This window comes from Mycobacterium florentinum, assembly GCF_010730355.1.
Taxonomy (GTDB): domain Bacteria; phylum Actinomycetota; class Actinomycetes; order Mycobacteriales; family Mycobacteriaceae; genus Mycobacterium; species Mycobacterium florentinum.
The window spans coordinates 1,242,226-1,261,991 of the sequence record NZ_AP022576.1 but is presented as its reverse complement, the minus strand read 5'-3'; the positions used below and the strand labels follow the sequence as shown (position 1 = coordinate 1,261,991).

The following is a 19,766-nucleotide window of genomic DNA, read 5'->3' as shown; positions in this document are numbered from 1 at the left end:
GCGCGACACGCCATGGCAAATCGTGATGGCCCGCACGGGCCCCACGGCTATCAGTTTTCGCGGTCCGCGGCTGTCCCTCACCCGACGTCCGGCGCCTCGCCCGGCGGACATAAAACCGCAGGTAAACGGCATAATCCGGGTCCTTGCCGGGGACGGCGCGCCGCCGCCGAAGGGCCCGATCGGGACGCTGCCAGCGATGCCGAAGCGGGCCGCTGACAGCATCTGTGGGCGCGGCGCAAGCTGGGCATTTATCGTCTTAACCAGGGGGTCGGGTTAGATTTCGTCAGGAAGCGTGAGTACGGTCGTCTCCGCTGGGCCCAAGTACCCGGCAGAGACACGAGATTGATCTAGATACGGAGGAATCGTGGCCCTTCCCCAGTTGACCGACGAGCAGCGCGCGGCCGCGTTGGAGAAGGCGGCTGCCGCACGTCGAGCGCGTGCAGAGCTGAAAGACCGTCTCAAGCGTGGTGGCACCAACCTGACCCAGGTGCTCAAGGATGCCGAGAGTGATGAAGTCCTGGGCAAGATGAAGGTGTCGGCCCTGCTTGAGGCGTTGCCGAAGGTGGGCAAGGTCAAGGCGCAGGAAATCATGACCGAGCTCGAAATCGCACCGACCCGCCGCCTGCGGGGTCTGGGCGATCGCCAGCGCAAGGCCTTGCTGGAAAAGTTCGGCTCCGCCTAACCCGATCTGCGGCGATGCAGGCCGATTGGCCTGTGGGCGCGCCGACTCAGGGGCGCCAGTGAACGTCGACGAGGGACCGGACGCCGGGCACCGCGCACGTCTCGAACCATCAGGCGAGGGACGTGTGGTGGTGCTGTCCGGTCCCTCAGCGGTCGGTAAATCAACAGTGGTCCGGTGTCTGCGAGAGCGGGTACCGGACCTGCATTTCAGCGTCTCGGCCACGACGCGGGCGCCGCGGCCGGGCGAGGTCGACGGCGTCGACTACCACTTCGTCAGTCCCGCCCGCTTTCAGCAGCTCATCGACGAGGGCGCCCTGCTGGAGTGGGCCGAAATCCACGGTGGACTGCAGCGATCGGGCACCCCGGCCGAACCGGTCCGGGCCGCGACCAGGTCGGGATTTCCGGTGCTCATCGAGGTGGACCTGGCCGGAGCCAGGGCGATCAAGAAGGCGATGCCGGAGGCGATCACGGTGTTCCTGGCCCCGCCCAGCTGGGCGGATTTGGAGGCCAGGCTCCTCGGGCGTGGCACCGAAACGCCCGAGGCCATCGCGCGCCGCCTGGAGACCGCGCGGGAGGAACTGGCAGCTCAAGACGACTTCGACCAGGTAGTGGTCAACAGTCAATTGGAGTCTGCGTGCGCCGAATTGGTATCCTTGCTGGTGGGAAACGCGCCTGGTCCGGCCTGAGCCGACTCGTCAGACGCGATCACGAATCAAGTTTCTAGCCGTTTCAACCGCTCTACGCGCCAGGAGAATGTCTTAAGTGAGTATTCCGCAGTCCGACGCGACGCTGACCGCCGTGGATCAATTCGATCCTTCGGCAGGAGGGCAGCGCGCCTACGACACCCCATTGGGCATCACCAACCCGCCCATCGACGAATTGCTGGACCGCGTCTCGAGCAAGTACGCACTGGTCATCTACGCGGCCAAGCGAGCCCGGCAGATCAACGATTACTACAACCAGCTCGGCGAGGGCATCCTCGAGTACGTCGGCCCGCTGGTCGAGCCCGGTTTGCAGGAAAAGCCGCTCTCGATCGCGATGCGTGAGATCCACGCCGACCTGCTCGAGCACACCGAGGGCGAGTAACAGGTCGGGGGCCGGGCGTGGAGAGCCGCTTCAACGAAGAAGGGCCGGCATAGGTGGACCGCAAGCGGATCGTCGTCGGTGTCTCCGGGGGTATCGCCGCGTACAAGGCGTGCACCGTCGTCCGGCAGCTCGCCGAGGCCGGCCATGACGTCCGCGTCATCCCGACCGAATCCGCATTGCGCTTCGTCGGCGCCGCCACGTTCGAGGCGCTGTCCGGGCAGCCGGTGCACACCGGTGTGTTCTCCGACGTTCCCGAGGTGCCGCACGTTCGGCTCGGTCAGCACGCCGACCTGGTCGTGGTGGCACCGGCCACCGCCGACCTGTTGGCCCGCGCCGTGCACGGCCGGGCCGACGATCTGCTGACCGCCACGCTGCTCACGGCGCGATGTCCGGTGCTGTTCGCCCCGGCGATGCACACCGAGATGTGGTTACACCCGGCCACTGTCGACAATGTGGCGACATTGCGCCGTCGGGGCGCTGTTGTGCTGGAACCGGCGTTTGGACGGCTCACCGGCGCTGACAGCGGCAAAGGAAGGCTGCCCGAGGCCGAGGAGATCACCACCCTGGCCCATCTGCTGCTGGAACGCGGTGACGCGCTGCCCTTTGACCTGGCCGGCCGCAAGCTCCTGGTGACCGCGGGCGGCACCCGCGAGCCGATCGATCCGGTCCGCTTCATCGGCAACCGCAGCTCCGGCAAGCAGGGCTACGCCGTCGCGCGGGTCGCCGCCCAGCGCGGCGCCGAGGTCACGCTGATCGCCGGCCACACCGTCGGGCTCATCGACCCGGCCGGTGTCGACGTGGTGCACATCAGCTCGGCCCAGCAACTCGCCGACGCGGTCTCCAAGCACGCTCCAGCCGCCGATGTCCTGGTGATGGCCGCCGCGGTCGCCGACTTCCGGCCCGCGCACGTTGCCGCCGCGAAGATCAAAAAAGGCCCGAACGATAACGACGACGCGCCGACCATCGAGTTGGTGCGCAACGACGACGTGCTGGCCGGCGCGGTCCGCGCGCGAGCGCACGGCGAGCTGCCCAACATGCGGGCCATCGTCGGTTTCGCCGCCGAGACCGGCGACGCCAACGGGGACGTGTTGTTCCATGCGCGAGCGAAGTTGCGCCGCAAGGGATGTGACCTGTTGGTGGTCAACGCGGTGGGCGACGGCCGGGCGTTCGAGGTGGACAGCAACGACGGCTGGCTGCTGGCGTCCGACGGAACCGAGGCCGCGCTGCAGCACGGGTCGAAGACGCTGATGGCCAGTCGCATCGTTGACGCGATTGTCACTTTTCTGCAGGGCGACAACGGATAACGCAAGGTTGCAATCGCCCGACCGAGCCGGTTGAGTTGAAGGCACCTAAGATAATTTGCCTAACTAACATTAGTGAGTACGGAAGGATGACGCAGTGAGCGAAAAGGGTCGGCTGTTTACCAGTGAGTCGGTGACCGAGGGGCATCCGGACAAGATCTGTGACGCGATCAGCGACTCGGTGCTCGACTCGCTGCTGGCCGTGGACCCGCGCTCGCGCGTGGCGGTCGAGACGGCGGTAACCACCGGTCAGGTGCACGTCATCGGCGAGGTGACGACGACCGCGAAGGAGGCGTTCGCCGACATCGCCAACACGGTGCGCGAGCGCATCCTCGAGATCGGCTACGACGACTCGGCCAAGGGCTTCGACGGGGAGACGTGCGGCGTCAACATCGGCATCGGCCGGCAGTCGCCCGACATCGCGCAGGGTGTGGACACCGCCCACGAGACGCGCGTCGAGGGCGCCGCGGACCCGCTGGACTCCCAGGGCGCCGGCGACCAGGGCCTGATGTTCGGCTACGCGATCAGCGACACCCCCGAGCTGATGCCGCTGCCCATCGCGCTGGCCCACCGGCTGTCGCGGCGACTGACCGAGGTCCGCAAGAACGGCACGCTGCCCTACCTGCGGCCGGACGGCAAGACCCAGGTCACCATCGCCTACGAGGACGACGTCCCGGTCCGGCTGGACACCGTGGTGATCTCCACCCAGCACGCGGCCGACATCGACCTGGTGCAGACGCTGGACCCTGACCTGCGCGAGCACGTGATCAAGACCGTGCTGGCGGACCTCGCCCACGAGACGCTGGACTCCTCGTCGACGCGGGTGCTGATCAACCCGACCGGCAAGTTCGTCGTCGGCGGCCCGATGGGTGACGCCGGCCTGACCGGCCGCAAGATCATCGTCGACACCTACGGCGGCTGGGCCCGCCACGGCGGCGGCGCGTTCTCCGGCAAGGACCCGTCCAAGGTGGACCGCTCGGCGGCGTACGCGATGCGCTGGGTGGCCAAGAACATCGTCGCCGCCGGCCTGGCCGAGCGGGTCGAGGTGCAGGTGGCCTACGCGATCGGCAAGGCCGCCCCGGTCGGCCTGTTCATCGAGACGTTCGGCACCGCCACCGTCGACCCGGTCAAGATCGAGAAGATCGTGCCCGAGGTGTTCGACCTGCGGCCGGGAGCGATCGTCCGCGACCTGGACCTGCTGCGTCCGATCTACGCACCGACCGCCGCGTACGGCCACTTCGGCCGCACCGACATCGACCTGCCATGGGAGCAGCTGAACAAGGTCGACGAGCTCAAGCGCGCCATCTAGCCGAGCACGGGATGGTCGGGTTCTAGCCCGGGCAGTCCGTCGATGCTGCGCTGGTTGCGTTCGATGCCGTGCACGCGGGCTTCCTTGGATGCCTTCGCGTGGTACGTGTCGAGCACCGGCCGTTCGTCGACGAGTTCGTAGTACGGCACCGCGAATCCGCAGGCGTCGGCGATCCGCTCGACGTCGATGACGATGGCGGCCCGTACGCCGGCGTGCTGATCCCCGAAATGCGTTAGCAGAGCCGGGAAATCGGCGTCGTCGGGCCGGACCGAGCGGCCGGTACCGTACAACCGCAGGATGCGCGAATTGCGCGCGAACGAACAGAACATCAGCGTGATCCGCCCGTTGTCACGCAGGTGCGCGATGGTTTCCACGCCACTGCCGAACAGATCGAGATAGGCGACGGTGTGATCGTCGAGCACTGCGAAGGTATCGCGATACCCCTTGGGGGACAGGTTGATTCGGCCGCCTTCGGACGGGGCGGTGGCGACGAAGAACATGGCCTGGCCGTCGATGAATTCTCGGAGCGACTCGTCGAGACGCGAAAACTCCTTGGCCATGCCGCCGAGCCTAGCGGCTGGCGAATCGGTAGTCGTCGAGGTCGAAACGACGGCTGCGCCAGTAGGCCTCCATCGTGGTGGCCGGACGCAGCGGGACGTCGCCGTTCTTGTCGAAGTAGTAGCTGTTGGCCAGTTGACAGGTGTCCTGCCAGAAGATCTGACGGTGCCGCTTGCGCATCATCTCGTCGAAGTAGCGGCTGTTGGCTTTCTCGGTGACCTCGACACGTGCCATGCCGGTGCGCCGGGCCCGCTTCAGGCACCGCACGATGTGGTGGGTCTGCGTCTCGATCAACGCGAAATACGAAGAGCCGACGTAGCCGTAGGGGCCCATCACGCTGAACATGTTCGGGAATCCCGGGACGCTGACGCCCTCGTAGGCCTGCAGCCGGTGGGAGTCCCAGAACTCCGTCAGCGTGGTGCCGCCGCTTCCGGTGATCGCAAAGGTCGGCATGTGGTCGGCGTCCATCACCTTGAATCCGGTCGCCAGCACCAGCACATCGATCTCGTGGTTCTCGCCGTCGGTGGTGGCCACCGCGTCGGGCGTGATCTTGTCGATCGGCTCGGTGACCAGCCGCACGTTGTCGCGGTTGAACGTGGCCAGGTAGCCGTTGTGGAAGCCGGGCCGTTTGCAGCCCACCGCGTACTGCGGCGTGAGCTGCGCGCGCACCTCCGGGTCGTCGACCTGCTCACGCAGATAGCGGCGACCGGCGTCGCCCATCCGCCCGGCCAGCGGAACCAGCGTGAAGTACTGCGCGGCGATCGTGAAGGTCAGCTCGACGAACGCCTGACTGAGCAGCCGCTGTAAGACCTGCCCGCCGGGAATCCGCATCGCCGCGCGCAGCGCCGCCGGCAACGGGACGTCGAATTTGGGGAAGCACCAGATCGGGGTGCGCTGGAATACGGTGAGCTGGCTGACAATTGGCGCGATCTCGGGGATGACCTGGACGGCCGAGGCGCCGGTGCCGATAATCGCGACGCGCTTGCCGGTCAGGTCCTGGCGGTGATCCCAGCGCGCGGTGTGCATGGTGACGCCGTCGAACGAGTCCACGCCGTCGATGTCGGGCAGGTTCGGCACGGTCAGCACGCCGCTGGCGCTGATCAGGAATCTGGCCGTGACCTCGCCGCCCGGATCCGTCTGGAGGCGCCACAGCGCGTGCTTGTCGTCGAATTCGGCGGAAAGAACCTTGGTGTTCAACCGGATTCGCGATCGGATCCCGTATTTGTCGACGCAATGTTCGGCGTAGGCCTTCAGCTCCCGGCCCGGCGCGTAGGTCCGCGACCATTGCCGGCTCTGTTCGAACGAGAACTGATAGGAGAACGACGGAATATCTACGGCGATACCGGGATAGGTGTTCCAATGCCAGGTGCCACCCACGCCGTCGCCGGCTTCGATCACGAGATAGTCGCCTAGCCCGGCCTTGTCGAGTTTGATCGCGGCGCCGATACCGGAGAATCCCGCTCCGACGATCACGATGTGATGGTCGGGGTTCCCTGGCACGTCCGGTCTCATCGACGTCCGGCTTACGGGTGCAGCGCTTTCCGCAGGGCCCGCAACCCGCGCTCGGTGGCTTCCGCGGCGGCCGGGATCACCATGGCAAAGCTGGCGTACCCGTGCACCATCGTCGGCTCGTTGCTCAGCTCGACGGGCACCCCCGCGGCGCTGAGCAGCTCCGCGTAGCGCGACCCGTCGTCGCGCAGCGGATCGTGCCCGGCCGTCCCGATGTAGGCAGGTGGCAATCCGGACAGGTCGTCGGCGTTGGCCGGGGCCACGGTGACGGGCAACGTCTTGGGATCGCCGTCGATGTCGATGTCGGGCAGATACCAGGCCAGGAACGCCTCGATCACCTCGCGGTCCAGCACCGGCGCGACGGCGTTCTCGGTGTGCGAGGGCAGCGACAGGTCACCGGTGGCGACCGGGTACCACAGCAGCTGGAACGTCAGCGCGGGCCCGTCGTTGTCGCGGGCCAGCAGGGCGGTGACCGCCGCGAGGTTGCCGCCCGCGGAATCACCGGCGACGGCGATCCGGCCCGGGTCACCGCCCAGCTCGGCGGCGTGCGCGCCGACCCACTGCAAGGCGGCCCAGGCGTCGTTCACGCCGGCCGGAAACGGGTGTTCGGGTGCGAGTCGGTAGCCGACGGACACCACGATGGCCTCGGCGCCGAGCGCGTGCCCGCGCGCGACGGGGTCGTGGGTGTCCAAATCACCCAGACAAAAACCGCCGCCGTGGTAAAAAACCACGACGGGTGGGGGAGCCTCGGTATCCGGCGGCCAGTAGATCCGGACCGGGATATCGGTGAGATCTCCGTGGCCGACCGTGCGGTCCTCGATCCGCATCGGCGGCAGCATTTCCTCCGGCACCTTGAGCTGGCGTAGCCGGGTGCGGGCAAGTTCGACGCCGTCGTCCGCGTTGAACGTCATGGTGAAGGCGTCGAGCAACGCTTTGAAGGTCGGGTCGATACCCGGTCGGGCGAGGGGCGGCTCGATCATTCGTTCACCGTACCCCTGCCGTTTACCTGTACAGCGCATTCCTTAACGCCGCGAGCCCCCGGTCCAACCCGGCCGTGGCGTCCGGAACCACGCCCGCGTAGCCGAGATAGCCGTGCACCATCGTCTCGGCGTTGTGCACCTCGGCGGGCACGCCCGCGGCGGCCAGCAGCTTGCCGTAGGCGATGCCGTCGTCGCGCAGCGGGTCGTAGCCGGCGACGCCGATGTACGCCGCCGGCAGGCCGGTCAGATCCTTCGCCCGACCGGGCGCCATGCGCACCGGGGGGTTGGACAAGTCGACATCGCCTGCGTACCAACGGGAGAACTGCGCGATGGCCCGGGTGCCGAGAATCGGCGCGGTCGCGTTCTCCGCGAAGGACGGCAGCGACTGGTCCCACAGCGTGGAGGGATACCACAACAGCTGGAAGACGATCGGCGGTGCGCCCCGATCGGCTTCGTCGCGGCTCTGCTGGGCGATCGCCGCGGCGATGTTGCCGCCCGCGGAATCCCCGGCGACGGCCAGCCGGGCGGGGTTCGCGCCCAGCTCTGCGCCGTGCTCGACGACCCACAACGTTGCGGCCCAAGCGTCTTCGACGGCCGCGGGATACGGGTGCTCGGGGGCCAACCGGTAGTCGACCGACACCACGATCGCGTCGGCGCCCACCGCGTGCTGTCGGGCGGTGCCGTCGTGCGTGTCCAGGTCGCCGAGCACGAAGCCGCCGCCGTGCAGGTAGACCACGACGGGCAGCGTGCCGTCACCGGAATCTGTTGGCGGCCAATAGATTCTGATCGGGATGACGCCGCCCGGGCCCTCGATGGTGCGGTCCTCGACGCGCAGTTCGGGATGCAGCGGCCGGCGCGGCAGATCGCGGAACCGCTGGCGCGCAGCGTCGATGCCGTCGTCGGTGGATAGCCGGAACGGAACCGCGTCGAGTACCTTCAGCAGAATGGGGTCGATAGGAGGTTTCTCGTCGGCTTTGTCAAAGCTGGGCATGCAGGTACCGTACGCACCCCGCGTGATGGCTGGATGCTGGGTGGCGGCCTGCTGGGCGGGCATCGCCTACGGCGTGTTCCTGACCGTGATCGCGGTGCAATCGGCGCCGGGCACCGAACTCACCGGACATTGGATTCTGCAGCCGCCGTTCAAGGCCTTGATGGCGCTGCTGCTGACCGTCGCCGCGTTCGCGCATCCCATCGTCAGCGAGCGGCGCTGGCTGATGCCCGCGATGCTGCTGTCGGCGACCGGCGATTGGCTGCTGGCGATCCCGTGGTGGACCATGTCATTTGTCTTGGGGCTGGCCGCTTTTCTGTGCGCGCACCTGTGCATTATGGGCGCGCTGCTGCCGTTGGTGGACAAAGAGTCGGTGACCCGCGCGCGCATCGCGGTGATGGCGGTGCTGTGCGTGACGGCGATCGCATTGCTGGTGTGGTTCTGGCCGCATCTGGGTGAGGACAACTTGACGCTCCCGGTGACGGTCTACGTCGTGGTGCTGACCGCGATGGCGTGCACGGCGATAGCGGCACGGCTGCCGACGATTTGGGTGCCGGTGGGTGCGGTGTGCTTCATGGCCTCGGACGCGATGATCGCGATCAGCCGGTTCATCCTGGGCCACCAGGCGCTGGCGGTGCCGATCTGGTGGCTGTACGCCGCGGCCCTGATCCTGATCACGGCGGGATTCTTCTTCGGCCGTGACGTTGCCCCCGGCGCCGGTGACAATGACCGCGAGCCTGCCGAGGGCTGACTGTCGGTGGTCGCCGCTACGGTATGGCCACGGACGGTAAGAATGTTGGCTGGCAATATATTTCGTGATACGAGGGCGCGGTGAGTGCCGCGCGCACGCCCCTCGAGGTGGAGCCGATCGCCCGCGTGCTGCCGATGCTGTCGGTGCCGCACCTGGATCGCGAGTTCGACTACCTGGTGTCGGCCGAGCAATCCGACGACGCCCAGCCCGGCGTGCGAGTGCGGGTCAGGTTCCACGGCCGCCTGGTCGACGGGTTCGTGCTGGAGCGCCGCAACGACACCGACCACGTCGGCAAGCTGGGCTGGCTCGATCGCGTCGTGTCTCCCGAGCCGGTGCTCACCCCCGAAATCCTCCGGCTCGTCGATGCCGTCGCGGCGCGTTACGCGGGGACCCGCCCGGACGTGTTGCGACTGGCCATCCCGGCCCGGCACGCCCGGGTGGAGCGGGAATCGATCGCGATCCCGCCACCGCCGGTGGTGGCGCCCGTCGACCCCTCCAGCTGGGCGGTGTACGGCCGCGGAGAGCAGTTCCTGGCCGCGCTCGCCGAATCGCGCGCCGCGCGTGCGGTGTGGCAGGCGCTGCCGGGCGAGCAGTGGGTGGACCGGTTCGCCGAGGCCGCCGCGCAAACGGTGCGCACCGGGCGCGCGGCGCTGGCGATCGTGCCCGATCAGCGAGATCTCGACGCGCTGTGGCTGGCCGCGACCGCGCGGATCGACGAGGACTTCGTGGTCGCGCTGTCGGCGGGCCTGGGGCCGGCCGCACGCTACCGGCGCTGGCTGGCGGCGCTGCGCGGCAAGGCGCGGCTGGTGATCGGCACGCGCAGCGCGGTTTTCGCGCCGCTGAACGACCTGGGGCTGGTCATGGTCTGGTCCGACGCCGACGACAGCCTGGCCGAGCCGCGGGCGCCCTACCCGCATGCCCGCGAGGTCGCGATGTTGCGTGCGCATCAGGCGCGGTGCGCCGCGCTGATCGGCGGCTACGCGCGCACCGCCGAGGCCCACGCCCTGGTTTGCAGCGGCTGGGCGCACGACATCGTCGCGACACGGCAGGTGGTGCGGTCCCGAACGCCGCGGGTGGTCGCGCTCGACGACACCGGCTACGCCGACGAACGCGACCCGGCGGCCCGCTCCGCGCGTATTCCGTCGATCGCGCTGCGCGCCGCTCGCTCGGCGCTGGAGGCCGGGGCGCCGGTGCTGGTCCAGGTGCCGCGCCGCGGCTACGTGCCGTCGCTGGCCTGCGGACGGTGCCGCGCGATAGCCCGGTGCCGGCATTGCACCGGGCCGATGTCGTTGCAGGAGCGCGGACCCGGGGCGGTGTGCCGGTGGTGTGGACGGGCCGAGCCGGCGCTGCGGTGCACGCGGTGCGGGTCGGATGCGGTGCGCGCGGTGGTGGTCGGGGCCCGGCGCACCGCCGAGGAGCTGGGCCGCGCCTTCGCCGGCACGCAGGTCATCACCTCGTCGGGCGACGCGATCGTGGCCGAGGTCGCCGCCCACCCGGCCCTGGTGGTCGCCACGCCGGGTGCCGAACCCCGCGCCGACGGCGGGTACGGCGCGGCGCTGCTGCTGGACACCTGGGCACTGCTGGGCCGTCAGGATCTGCGTGCCGCCGAGGACGCGCTATGGCGCTGGATGAGCGCCGGGGCGCTGGTGCGCGCCCGCGGCGACGGCGGTGTGGTGACGGTGATCGCCGAATCATCCATTCCCACAGTACAATCGCTGATCCGATGGGATCCCGTGGGTCATGCCGACGCCGACCTGACGGCGCGCGCCGAAGTCGGGCTGCCGCCGAGTGTGCACATGGCGGCCATCGACGGCAGCACCGACGCGGTGACGGCATTGCTGGACGAGGCGGCGCTGCCCGACGGGGCCGAACTGCTCGGCCCGGTCGACCTGCCGCACGGGGTGCGCCGCCCGCCGGGCACGCCGGCCGGCGTGCCGGTGGTCAGGATGCTGGTGCGGGTCCGTCGCGAACAGGGTCTTCAGTTGGCGGCCAGCCTGCGCCGCGGTGTCGGCGTGCTCAGCGCCCGGCAAGCTCACGAACCGGCACGGGTGCAGATCGACCCGCTGCAAATCGGTTAGCTCGGCGAGAGCGGGCAAACCCGGGAACACGTCAAGGCCAGCGCCGACGGGCCGGGCACGAAAATCACCGTGCCGGCGGATGATAAGCAAAAGTAGAACGAGATCAGGACCAGCCTGTGCAATCACCCGTATCGCAAACAACTGCAGACCGATTGCCACGAAGTCGGCAGCACCACGCGGGTCACCGCCGGCAACACGATATGGACGTTGGTGAACTTCAGATACTCGGGCCGGGTGGTCGGCTAGAAGGGAATCTATAGCACTGGGGCGCAACACGTTTCGGAAATCCGACCGGCGGCCGGGCTGGATTTCGCAGCCCAAACCAGTATCGGCGTTGGCGAGCGTTAGGTGAAAAACGCAGCCGTGCGACGGAATTGATTTGCCGCGCGCAGGGGTCGCGGTCGGGCCGGGACTCATCCTGGCACGTTGCCGGGGTGAGCGCGCAGCGAATGCCAGAGCAAATTTCCTTGCGCCGCACATCGGCTAGCCGGCACGGTTGCACCAACCGGACAGCAATTTCCGGGTTAACCGCGCGGATCGCCTACCGCAGCGATAGTATGCATGAGCAATAGTCCCTTCCTACGGCATTCGTAGGGGCCCTGGAAAGGGGAGCCAGGATGTCCACGGAAAACACGGTGGAAGCCAGCGAGTCGCTGGACGTCATCACCGACGCATTGCTCACCGCTTCGCGGTTGCTGGTCGGCATCTCGGCCCGGTCGATCGGACAGGTCGACGAGAACATCACCATCGCGCAGTTCCGCACCCTGGTGATTTTGTCCAATCGCGGGCCGGTCAATCTGGCCACGCTGGCCAGTCTGCTGGGCGTGCAACCGTCGGCCACCGGACGTATGGTCGACCGACTCGTCGCCGCCGGCCTGATCGACCGTCTGCCGCACCCGACGTCGCGGCGCGAGTTGATCGCCGCCCTGACCACCCGGGGCCGCGAGGTGGTGCGTCGGGTCACCGCCTACCGTCGCGCCGAGATCGCCGCCATCGTGGAGAAGATGCCGGAGGCCGAACGCCACGGGCTGGTACGGGCCCTGACGGCCTTCACCGCGGCCGGCGGCGAGCCCGACGCCAACCTGGACATCGATCTGTAGTTGGGCCTCAGCGCTTTTCGGCGGTGAGCAGCAGGTATTCCCACCGCATCGTGGTGCCGGTCAGGTGTTCCTCGGCGAGTTCGACGAGCTGCGCGTCGAGTTCGGCGGCCAGCACCCGATTGTCGCCGATGTTCGCGTAGGCCTCGATCGTCGGACCATAGTAATTCTTGAAGTACTCGTGAACGGCTGTGGCACAGTCGAATCGGTTGACCTCCAGCATGCGGCGCAGCGCCGTCACGCGAACGATGCGGTCGCCGAGCAGCCCGGTGACGTAGCTTTCACGTCCCACAGTGCCGCGGGCGGCACCGCCGGTGACAGGCTCGGCCGGTAGGGCCGAAGCGTCGCCAGCATCCGGCCGAAGAAACCTTCCGGGGTCCAGCCGATCACGCCGATCGTCCCGCCGGGCCGGCAGACCCGGGCCAGTTCGCCGGCCGCGCGCTGGTGGTCGGGCGCGAATTGCACGCCGATCGCCGACATCACGACGTCGAATTCGCCATCGCCGAACGGCAGCGCGTGGGCGTTGGCTTCCCGGTAGTCCAGCGTCAGCCCCTGCGCGGCGGCCCGCGCTTGGGATCGCTGCAGCAACTCCGGTGTGAGGTCGGTCGAAACGACGGTGGCGCCCGTGCCGGCCGCGGGCAGCGAGATATTGCCCGAGCCGGCGGCGACGTCGAGTACTCGAACGCCGGGGCCAATGCCGGTGGCGGCGACGAGGATCGGGCCCAGGGGAGCCATCACCTCCTCGGCCATCAACGCGTAGTCGCCCAGCGCCCACATGGCGCGATGGGTGGCCGCAAGGTCTTCGGGGATGGTCACGTCGAGAGTCATCAGTCCTCCTGAGCGGTTAGAAAGAGCTGCGCACCCGACCTCGTTGTCGCCGGCATTCCGTACAAACATATACTCTAGCAATAGTATGCATAGGAAACTGTACATGCGCTACTCGAAACCACTCGCGCCGTCGAGCCGGATCCGGCGCTTCCTAGACTGTCCCCGTGCGTCTCGTCTTCGCCGGCACCCCCGAACCCGCGCTTCCCGCGCTGCGTCGCCTCATCGACGCGCCCGGTCATGAGGTCGTCGCGGTGCTGACCCGGCCCGATGCCGCGTCCGGGCGCCGCGGCAAGCCGGAGCCGTCGCCGGTGGCCCGCGAGGCGCTCGACCGCGGCATTCCGTTGCTGCGGCCGTCGCGCCCGAACTCGGCGGAGTTCGTCGCCGAACTGTCGGAGTTCGCGCCGGAGTGCTGCCCGGTGGTGGCCTACGGCGCGCTGCTGCGCGACGGCCTGCTCGGTATGCCCCCGCGTGGCTGGGTGAACCTGCACTTCTCGCTGCTGCCGGCCTGGCGCGGGGCGGCGCCCGTGCAGGCCGCCATCGCCGCGGGCGACGCGATCACCGGGGCGACGACGTTTCGGATCGAGCCCAGCCTGGACTCCGGACCGGTGTACGGCGTCGTGACCGAGACGATTCAGCCGACGGACACCTCGGGCGATCTGCTTGAACGACTTGCTATTTCGGGTGCGGCGCTGCTGTTGGCCACGCTGGACGGCATTGCCGACGGGTCGCTGACGCCGCAACCGCAACCGTCCGACGGCGTCAGCATCGCGCCCAAGATCACCGTCGAGGAGGCCCGGGTGCGCTGGGATCTGCCGGCGGCGGTCGTCGAGCGGCGGATCCGCGCCGTCACACCCAACCCGGGGGCCTGGACGATGATCGACGACCTGCGGATCAAACTGGGACCGGTGCAGATCGACGCCGATGCTCCGGAGTCGTTGGCGCCCGGCGCAATTCACATCGACCGCAAGAACGTGCGGATCGGCACCGGCTCGGAACCGGTGCGGCTGGGCCAGATTCAGCCGCCCGGCAAGAAATTCATGAACGCCGTGGACTGGGCGCGCGGCGCCCGGCTCGACGCCACGGCGCGGGCGTCATGACCCCCGCCCCGAAACAACGCCGGCCCGCACCGCCCAAAAGGCGTAAGCCGCTGGATCCGGCCCGGGCCGCCACCCTTGCGGTGCTGCGCGCCGTCAGCGAGCGCGATGCGTACGCGAACCTGGCGCTGCCCGCGCTGTTGCGCGACCGGGGCATCACCGGACGCGACGCCGCGTTCGCCACCGAACTGACCTATGGCACCTGCCGCACCCGCGGCTTGCTCGACGCGGTCATCGGCGCTGCCGCGCAGCGCCCGCCGGATGCGATCAACCCGGTGCTGCTCGATCTGCTGCGGATGGGCACCTACCAACTGCTGCGCACCCGAGTCGACGCGCACGCCGCGGTGTCGACCACCGTCGAACAAGCTGGGATCGAATTCGATTCGGCGCGAGCCGGTTTCGTCAACGGCGTGCTGCGGACCATCGCGGGTCGCGACGAGAAGTCCTGGGTGGACGAACTGGCCCCCGACCCGGTGCGCGATCCGATCGGGCATGCCGCGTTCGTGCACGCCCACCCGCGCTGGATCGCGCAGGCCTTCGCCGACGCGCTGGGCTCCGACGCCGGCGAACTCGACGCGGTGCTGGCCAGCGACGACGAACGGCCGCAGGTGCACCTGGCCGCGCGCCCGGGCGTGCTGAGCGCGGGGGAGCTGGCCGAGGCGGTCGGTGGCACCGTCGGCCGCTACTCGCCGTACGCGGTGTACCTGCCGGGCGGTGATCCCGGAGCGCTGGCACCGGTGCGCGACGCCCGGGCCCTGGTCCAGGACGAGGGCAGCCAGCTGGTCGCGCGTGCGCTGACGCTGGCGTCGGTCCCCGGTGACACCGGACGTTGGCTCGACCTGTGTGCCGGCCCCGGCGGTAAGACCGCGCTGCTGGCCGCGCTGGCCGTGGAACGCGGAGCCCGGGTCACCGCGGTCGAGCCGTCGTCGGGTCGCGCGGACCTGGTCGTCGAGAACACCCGCGGGCTAGACGTCGACGTGCTGCGGGTCGACGGGCGCGAGACCGGCCTCGAGCCGGGTTTCGACCGGGTGCTCGTCGACGTGCCCTGCACCGGGCTGGGCGCCCTGCGCCGCCGGCCGGAGGCCCGGTGGCGCCGTCAGCCCTCCGACGTGCCGGCGCTGGCCAAGCTGCAGCGCGAGCTGCTGGGCGCCGCGATCGCGCTGACCCGCCCCGGCGGCGTGGTGCTCTACTCGACCTGCTCGCCGCATCTCGCCGAAACGGTCGGGGTGGTGGCCGACGCGCTGCGCCGTCATCCGGTGCGGGCCTTGGATACCCGGCCGCTGTTCGAGCCGGTGGAGCTCGGAGAGGGGCCACAGGTGCAGCTGTGGCCGCATCGGCACGGTACGGATGCGATGTTTGCCGCCGTGCTGGGTCGCCTGGCGTGAGGGAACCCGCGGGGCTCAGTAGTGTGGCGCACATGGCTGGCAGCTCCGGTGGACCCCTGATAGCTCCGTCGATCCTGGCCGCCGATTTCGCCCGGCTTGCCGACGAGGCGGCGGCGGTGCCGGGCGCCGACTGGCTCCACGTCGACGTGATGGACGGTCACTTCGTGCCCAACCTGACGATCGGTCTCCCGGTGGTGGAGAGCCTGCTGGCCGCCACGCGCATTCCGATGGATTGCCATTTGATGATCGACAATCCGGACCGGTGGGCGCCGCCGTATGCCGAGGCGGGCGCCTACAACGTCACCTTTCACGCCGAGGCCACCGAGAACCCGATCGGGGTGGCCCGCGACATCCGGGCCGCGGGCGCCAAGGCCGGGATCAGCGTCAAGCCGGGCACCCCGCTGGAGCCGTATCTGGAGATCCTGCCGCAGTTCGACACCCTGCTGATCATGTCGGTCGAGCCCGGTTTCGGCGGTCAGAGCTTCATCCCCGAGGTGCTGAGCAAGGTCCGCATCGTGCGCAAGATGGTCGACGCGGGGGAGTTGACGATCCTGGTCGAGATCGACGGCGGCATCAACGAGGACACCATCGAGGAGGCCGCCGAGGCCGGGGTCGACTGCTTCGTTGCCGGTTCCGCGGTCTACGGCGCGCAGGACCCCGAGGCCGCGGTCGAGGCGCTGCGACGCCAGGCCGGCGCCGTGTCGCCGCATCTACGGCTGTGAGCGGTCAGCCTGTCGAGAGCCTGGACGCCGCAATGCGTTTGGCGATCGAACAGTCGTATCTGGTCAAGGGCAACACCTATCCGAACCCGCCGGTGGGTGCGGTGATCCTGGATGCCGGAGGCCGGGTTGTCGGCGTCGGCGGCACCGAGCCGGCCGGCGGCGACCACGCCGAGGTGCTGGCGCTGCGCCGGGCCGGCGGCCTGGCGGCCGGTGGCACCGCGGTGGTCACGCTGGAGCCGTGTAACCACCACGGCAAGACTCCGCCGTGCGTGAACGCGCTGATCGACGCAGGCGTGCGGACGGTCGTCTACGCCGTCACCGATCCGAACGAGATCGCGGCGGGCGGCGCGGCCCGGCTGTCGGGAGCGGGCATGCAGGTGCGGTCCGGCGTGCTCGCCGACGAGGCCGCCGGCGGTCCGCTGCGCGAGTGGCTGCACAAGCAGCGGACCGGATTACCGCACGTGACATGGAAATACGCCAGCAGCCTCGACGGCCGCAGCGCCGCCGCCGATGGCACCAGCCGGTGGATCTCCAGCGAGGCGGCACGTCTGGATCTGCATCGCCGCCGCGCCGCCGCCGACGCGATCATCGTCGGGACCGGCACCGTCCTGGCCGACGACCCGGCGCTGACCGCCCGGCTGCCCGACGGTTCGCTGGCGGACAGACAACCGCTGCGCGTCGTGGTCGGCATGCGCGAAATACATTCCGAGGCAAAGGTTCTCAACGACGATTCGCGCACCATGGTGATTCGCACCCGCGATCCGATGGAGGTGCTCAAGGCGCTTTCGGACCGCACCGACGTCCTGCTGGAGGGCGGTCCCACCCTGGCGAGTGCCTTCCTGCGCGAAGACGCCGTCGACCGGATCCTGACCTACGTCGCGCCGATCCTGCTCGGCGGACCCGTCACCGCGGTCGGCGACGTGGGTGTGCCCACCATCGCGCGGGCCCTGCGGTGGCGCTTCGACGGCGCCGACCGGGTCGGCCCGGATCTGCTGCTCAGCCTGGTGCCGCAGCGCGGCTAACAGGGCGGCTAGCGCTCCCCGAGTGACACAGCTTCCTGCTCGGCGACTTCCGGCTCCTCGGCGTGCTCCTTGTGGCTGCCCAGCAGCAGACCCAGCAGCGCGCCCGCCACACAGATGACGACGGTGGCGGCGAAGATGTCGCCGTACATCAGGGCGAACGCCTTCAGGTACAGGGTGGCCTGGGCGGCGACTCGTTCCAGCAGCGTCGCGTCGGCCGGGATATTCGCGGACAGCCCGGCGATGATCTGGTTGAACCGGTACAGGCCCCAGGCGCTCAGCGCCGCGACACCGATCAGCATGCCGGTCATCCGGGCCACCACCACCGCCGCGGAGGCGATGCCGTGCTGCGCCGACGGCACCACCCGCAACGCGGCGGAGGTCAGCGGCCCGATCACCAGGCCGAGTCCCAGACCGGCCACCAGCAGGTCGGTGTGCACCAGCGGCAGGCTGACCCCGAAGACGTCGTGGTGCTGGGTCATCACATCCATCCGCCAGTAGTGGATCAGCCAGTAGCCGTACGCCGCGATCAGCAGCCCGATGAAGGTCATCGCGCGGTCGCCGATCCGGGTCGCGATGAAACCGCCCAGCACCGCCCCGACCGGCAGCGCGATCAGGAACCACAGCAGCAATCCGGCGGCCTGCGTCTGGCTCATCTGCAGCACGCCCTGGCCGAAGAGCTCCACGTTGACCAGGGTCACCATCAGCGCCGCGCCCGCGGCCACCGAGGCGCCCAGCGCGGCCAGGAACGGCCGGAAGTGCACGCCGGCCGGTTCGATGAGCCGGGTACGCGAGAAGCGCTCCCAGAGAATGAATGCCACCCCGACGACGACCGCCCCGATCACCAACGGCAATCCGTAGCTGGGCAATATCGTCTTGCCGTCGGGCTGGGGGTTGTACAGGCCGATGACCGCCAGGCCCAGCGCGATGGCCAGCAGCACACCGCCGACGACGTCGACCCTTTCCGGCTGGTCCACGCGCTGGTGCGACGGCAGGCTGAACTGGATGGCCACCATCGCGATCAAGGTCAGCGGCACGTTGATCCAGAACACGTACTGCCACTGGTGGAACACCCAGACGATGAAGATCCCGTATAGCGGGCCGAGCACGCTGCCGAGCTCCTGGGCGGCACCGATGCCGCCCAGCACGCTGGCGCGGTTGCGTTGCGCCCACAGATCGGCGCCCAGGGCCAGGGTGACCGGCAGCAGCGCACCGCTGGCGACGCCCTGGATGGTGCGGCCGGCGATCAGCAGGTGGAAATCACCCCAATGCCCGGCCAGCGCGGTGATCACCGAGCCGACGATGAACAGCGCCAGGCTGAGCTGCAGCACCAGCTTGCGGCCGAACCGGTCGGACGCCCGCCCCAGCAGCGGCATGGCGGCGATGTAGCCGAGCAGGTACATCGTGATGATCCAGGTGATGCGCTGCAGCTGGTTGATCGGGATATGAACGTCGCTCATGATGTCGCGCATGATCGTGACGACGACATAGGCGTCCAGGGCGCCCAGCAGTACGGCGAGGCTGCCCGCGCTGATCGCGATTCCGCGTCCTGCTCGTGTGCTCATCAGCTCACCGGAGGCTTGGTGACCGTGACCGGCTTGCCCCAGTCCGACACCGTGATCTGAACGGAGTTGCCCTGGCTCTTCTGCAGGTTGGCCTGGACCAGCTGGTGGTCGCCGCTCTCCTGAATCCAGACGGTGGCGGGCAGCGGCTGGCTGGCGCTCATGCTCGGGATGATCTTGTTCACCGCATCCGCCGCGACATTTCCGCTGATCTTGATCGTGGTCTGGCCGTTGATCGTTTCGCGGTCCTCAGCCTTGGCGTTGGTGAAGTTGGCCAGCACATTGGCCAGGCCGTTTTCCGGGCTGAGCAGCACCGAGACGTCGTAGACGTCGGAGGCCTTACCGAAGTCGCTCCACTTGTTCGGCGTCAGCGTGGCGTACAGCACGGAGTCGTAGACGACGAAGTTGGCGTCGATGTCGGATCCCGCCATCGACAGCTGCGCGTTGCCCGACGCGGCGGTGCTCGGGACGGTGGTCAGGTCGCCGGTCAGCTGCTTGATCGGCAGTCCGGGGATCTTGCCCTGAGTCGACAACACCAGGTGCACGCTCTTGACGGTTTTGGTGACGTCGGCGGACTGCTTGATCAAAGTTGTGGCGTCGGGCAACGGGCCACCGCTCGGCTTCGAACCCGACGAGCAGCCCGCGATCAGGGCGGTGGCGACAGTCAGGGAAGCGAGGACGGCCGAGAGTCGGCGTCGTGTCTGCATAACGTGCATCGTAGAGGAGCGCGATGACCGGACTCCGGAACGCGGGGTCGGCACGGCCCCGCGACGTGGGCGTTTCGCGTGTCGGTCGTGGGCGCTCACCAGGCAAAGCAC

The 19,766-nt window shown here is 68.9% G+C and carries 18 protein-coding genes and 1 pseudogene; 12 read left to right on the top strand and 7 right to left on the bottom strand.

The window, feature by feature from the left end:
* The first annotated feature begins 364 nt into the window (after positions 1 to 364).
* From mihF to metK, 5 genes are all read left to right on the top strand, one after another.
* Positions 365 to 682 carry an integration host factor, actinobacterial type gene (mihF, locus tag G6N55_RS05835; RefSeq protein ID WP_003407240.1) on the top strand — a complete coding sequence of 106 codons (318 nt, stop codon included), beginning with the start codon at positions 365 to 367 and terminating at the stop codon, positions 680 to 682.
* Between the two features lie 58 nt (positions 683 to 740).
* Complete coding sequence (gmk, locus tag G6N55_RS05830; RefSeq protein ID WP_085221996.1) at positions 741 to 1,367, top strand: guanylate kinase; 627 nt, start codon at positions 741 to 743, stop codon at positions 1,365 to 1,367.
* Positions 1,368 to 1,443: 76 nt separating this feature from the next.
* Entirely contained in the window at positions 1,444 to 1,767 is a 324-nt protein-coding gene (rpoZ, locus tag G6N55_RS05825; protein WP_085221997.1) for a DNA-directed RNA polymerase subunit omega, read from the top strand.
* A gap of 53 nt (positions 1,768 to 1,820) precedes the next feature.
* The gene (gene coaBC / locus G6N55_RS05820) at positions 1,821 to 3,071 is read left to right on the top strand and encodes a bifunctional phosphopantothenoylcysteine decarboxylase/phosphopantothenate--cysteine ligase CoaBC (protein WP_085221998.1); all 1,251 of its coding nucleotides are present in this window, start codon (positions 1,821 to 1,823) and stop codon (positions 3,069 to 3,071) included.
* A 94-nt stretch (positions 3,072 to 3,165) separates the two neighbouring features.
* The gene (gene metK / locus G6N55_RS05815) at positions 3,166 to 4,377 is read left to right on the top strand and encodes a methionine adenosyltransferase (protein ID WP_085221999.1); all 1,212 of its coding nucleotides are present in this window, start codon (positions 3,166 to 3,168) and stop codon (positions 4,375 to 4,377) included.
* On the opposite strand, the gene G6N55_RS05810 is transcribed toward metK, so the two are convergent.
* Genes G6N55_RS05810 through G6N55_RS05795 form a run of 4 tightly spaced genes read right to left on the bottom strand, consistent with a single transcriptional unit; the run spans position 4,374 to position 8,415 of the window.
* A complete protein-coding gene (locus G6N55_RS05810) occupies positions 4,374 to 4,937 on the bottom strand; it encodes a pyridoxamine 5'-phosphate oxidase family protein (RefSeq protein WP_085222000.1) in 564 nt (187 codons plus the stop codon). The genes metK and G6N55_RS05810 overlap by 4 nt on opposite strands.
* Before the next feature lie 10 nt (positions 4,938 to 4,947).
* On the bottom strand, positions 4,948 to 6,435 hold the full coding sequence (locus G6N55_RS05805) for a flavin-containing monooxygenase (RefSeq protein ID WP_232078931.1): 1,488 nt from the start codon (positions 6,433 to 6,435) through the stop codon (positions 4,948 to 4,950).
* Positions 6,436 to 6,458: 23 nt separating this feature from the next.
* Positions 6,459 to 7,424, bottom strand: coding sequence for an alpha/beta hydrolase (locus tag G6N55_RS05800; RefSeq protein ID WP_085222002.1), 966 nt, complete (start codon positions 7,422 to 7,424; stop codon positions 6,459 to 6,461).
* A gap of 22 nt (positions 7,425 to 7,446) precedes the next feature.
* Complete coding sequence (locus G6N55_RS05795; RefSeq protein ID WP_085222019.1) at positions 7,447 to 8,415, bottom strand: alpha/beta hydrolase; 969 nt, start codon at positions 8,413 to 8,415, stop codon at positions 7,447 to 7,449.
* Here G6N55_RS05795 and G6N55_RS05790 point away from each other — a divergent pair.
* The 3 genes from G6N55_RS05790 to G6N55_RS05780 all read left to right on the top strand — a co-directional run bounded on the left by G6N55_RS05790 (position 8,414) and on the right by G6N55_RS05780 (position 12,341).
* On the top strand, positions 8,414 to 9,163 hold the full coding sequence (locus G6N55_RS05790) for a lysoplasmalogenase (RefSeq protein ID WP_085222003.1): 750 nt from the start codon (positions 8,414 to 8,416) through the stop codon (positions 9,161 to 9,163). The genes G6N55_RS05795 and G6N55_RS05790 overlap by 2 nt on opposite strands.
* A 134-nt stretch (positions 9,164 to 9,297) precedes the next feature.
* Entirely contained in the window at positions 9,298 to 11,241 is a 1,944-nt protein-coding gene (locus G6N55_RS05785) for a primosomal protein N' (protein ID WP_085222020.1), read from the top strand.
* A 617-nt stretch (positions 11,242 to 11,858) separates the two neighbouring features.
* On the top strand, positions 11,859 to 12,341 hold the full coding sequence (locus G6N55_RS05780) for a MarR family transcriptional regulator (protein WP_085222004.1): 483 nt from the start codon (positions 11,859 to 11,861) through the stop codon (positions 12,339 to 12,341).
* 7 nt (positions 12,342 to 12,348) lie between these two features.
* On the opposite strand, the pseudogene G6N55_RS05775 reads toward G6N55_RS05780, so the two are convergent.
* Positions 12,349 to 13,166 (bottom strand): annotated as a pseudogene (locus G6N55_RS05775) (class I SAM-dependent methyltransferase).
* Positions 13,167 to 13,330: 164 nt separating this feature from the next.
* On the opposite strand from G6N55_RS05775, the gene fmt reads away from it, so the two are divergent.
* Genes fmt through ribD form a run of 4 tightly spaced genes read left to right on the top strand, consistent with a single transcriptional unit; the run spans position 13,331 to position 17,389 of the window.
* Positions 13,331 to 14,263 carry a methionyl-tRNA formyltransferase gene (fmt, locus tag G6N55_RS05770; RefSeq protein ID WP_085222005.1) on the top strand — a complete coding sequence of 311 codons (933 nt, stop codon included), beginning with the start codon at positions 13,331 to 13,333 and terminating at the stop codon, positions 14,261 to 14,263.
* Positions 14,260 to 15,645, top strand: a complete 1,386-nt coding sequence (locus G6N55_RS05765; RefSeq protein WP_085222006.1) for an RsmB/NOP family class I SAM-dependent RNA methyltransferase — start codon at positions 14,260 to 14,262, stop codon at positions 15,643 to 15,645. The genes fmt and G6N55_RS05765 overlap by 4 nt, the downstream gene beginning before the upstream one ends.
* A gap of 23 nt (positions 15,646 to 15,668) precedes the next feature.
* Complete coding sequence (rpe, locus tag G6N55_RS05760) at positions 15,669 to 16,367, top strand: ribulose-phosphate 3-epimerase (RefSeq protein ID WP_139826822.1); 699 nt, start codon at positions 15,669 to 15,671, stop codon at positions 16,365 to 16,367.
* 32 nt (positions 16,368 to 16,399) lie between these two features.
* Positions 16,400 to 17,389: a bifunctional diaminohydroxyphosphoribosylaminopyrimidine deaminase/5-amino-6-(5-phosphoribosylamino)uracil reductase RibD gene (gene ribD, locus G6N55_RS05755; protein WP_276071941.1), complete on the top strand. Its 990-nt coding sequence runs from the start codon at positions 16,400 to 16,402 to the stop codon at positions 17,387 to 17,389.
* Between the two features lie 8 nt (positions 17,390 to 17,397).
* Here ribD and G6N55_RS05750 read toward each other — a convergent pair whose 3' ends face one another.
* A complete protein-coding gene (locus G6N55_RS05750; RefSeq protein ID WP_085222008.1) occupies positions 17,398 to 18,951 on the bottom strand; it encodes an MFS transporter in 1,554 nt (517 codons plus the stop codon).
* Positions 18,951 to 19,655, bottom strand: coding sequence for an LppX_LprAFG lipoprotein (locus G6N55_RS05745; RefSeq protein ID WP_085222009.1), 705 nt, complete (start codon positions 19,653 to 19,655; stop codon positions 18,951 to 18,953). Before G6N55_RS05745 ends, G6N55_RS05750 begins: the two co-directional genes overlap by 1 nt.
* Positions 19,656 to 19,766 lie beyond the last annotated feature (111 nt).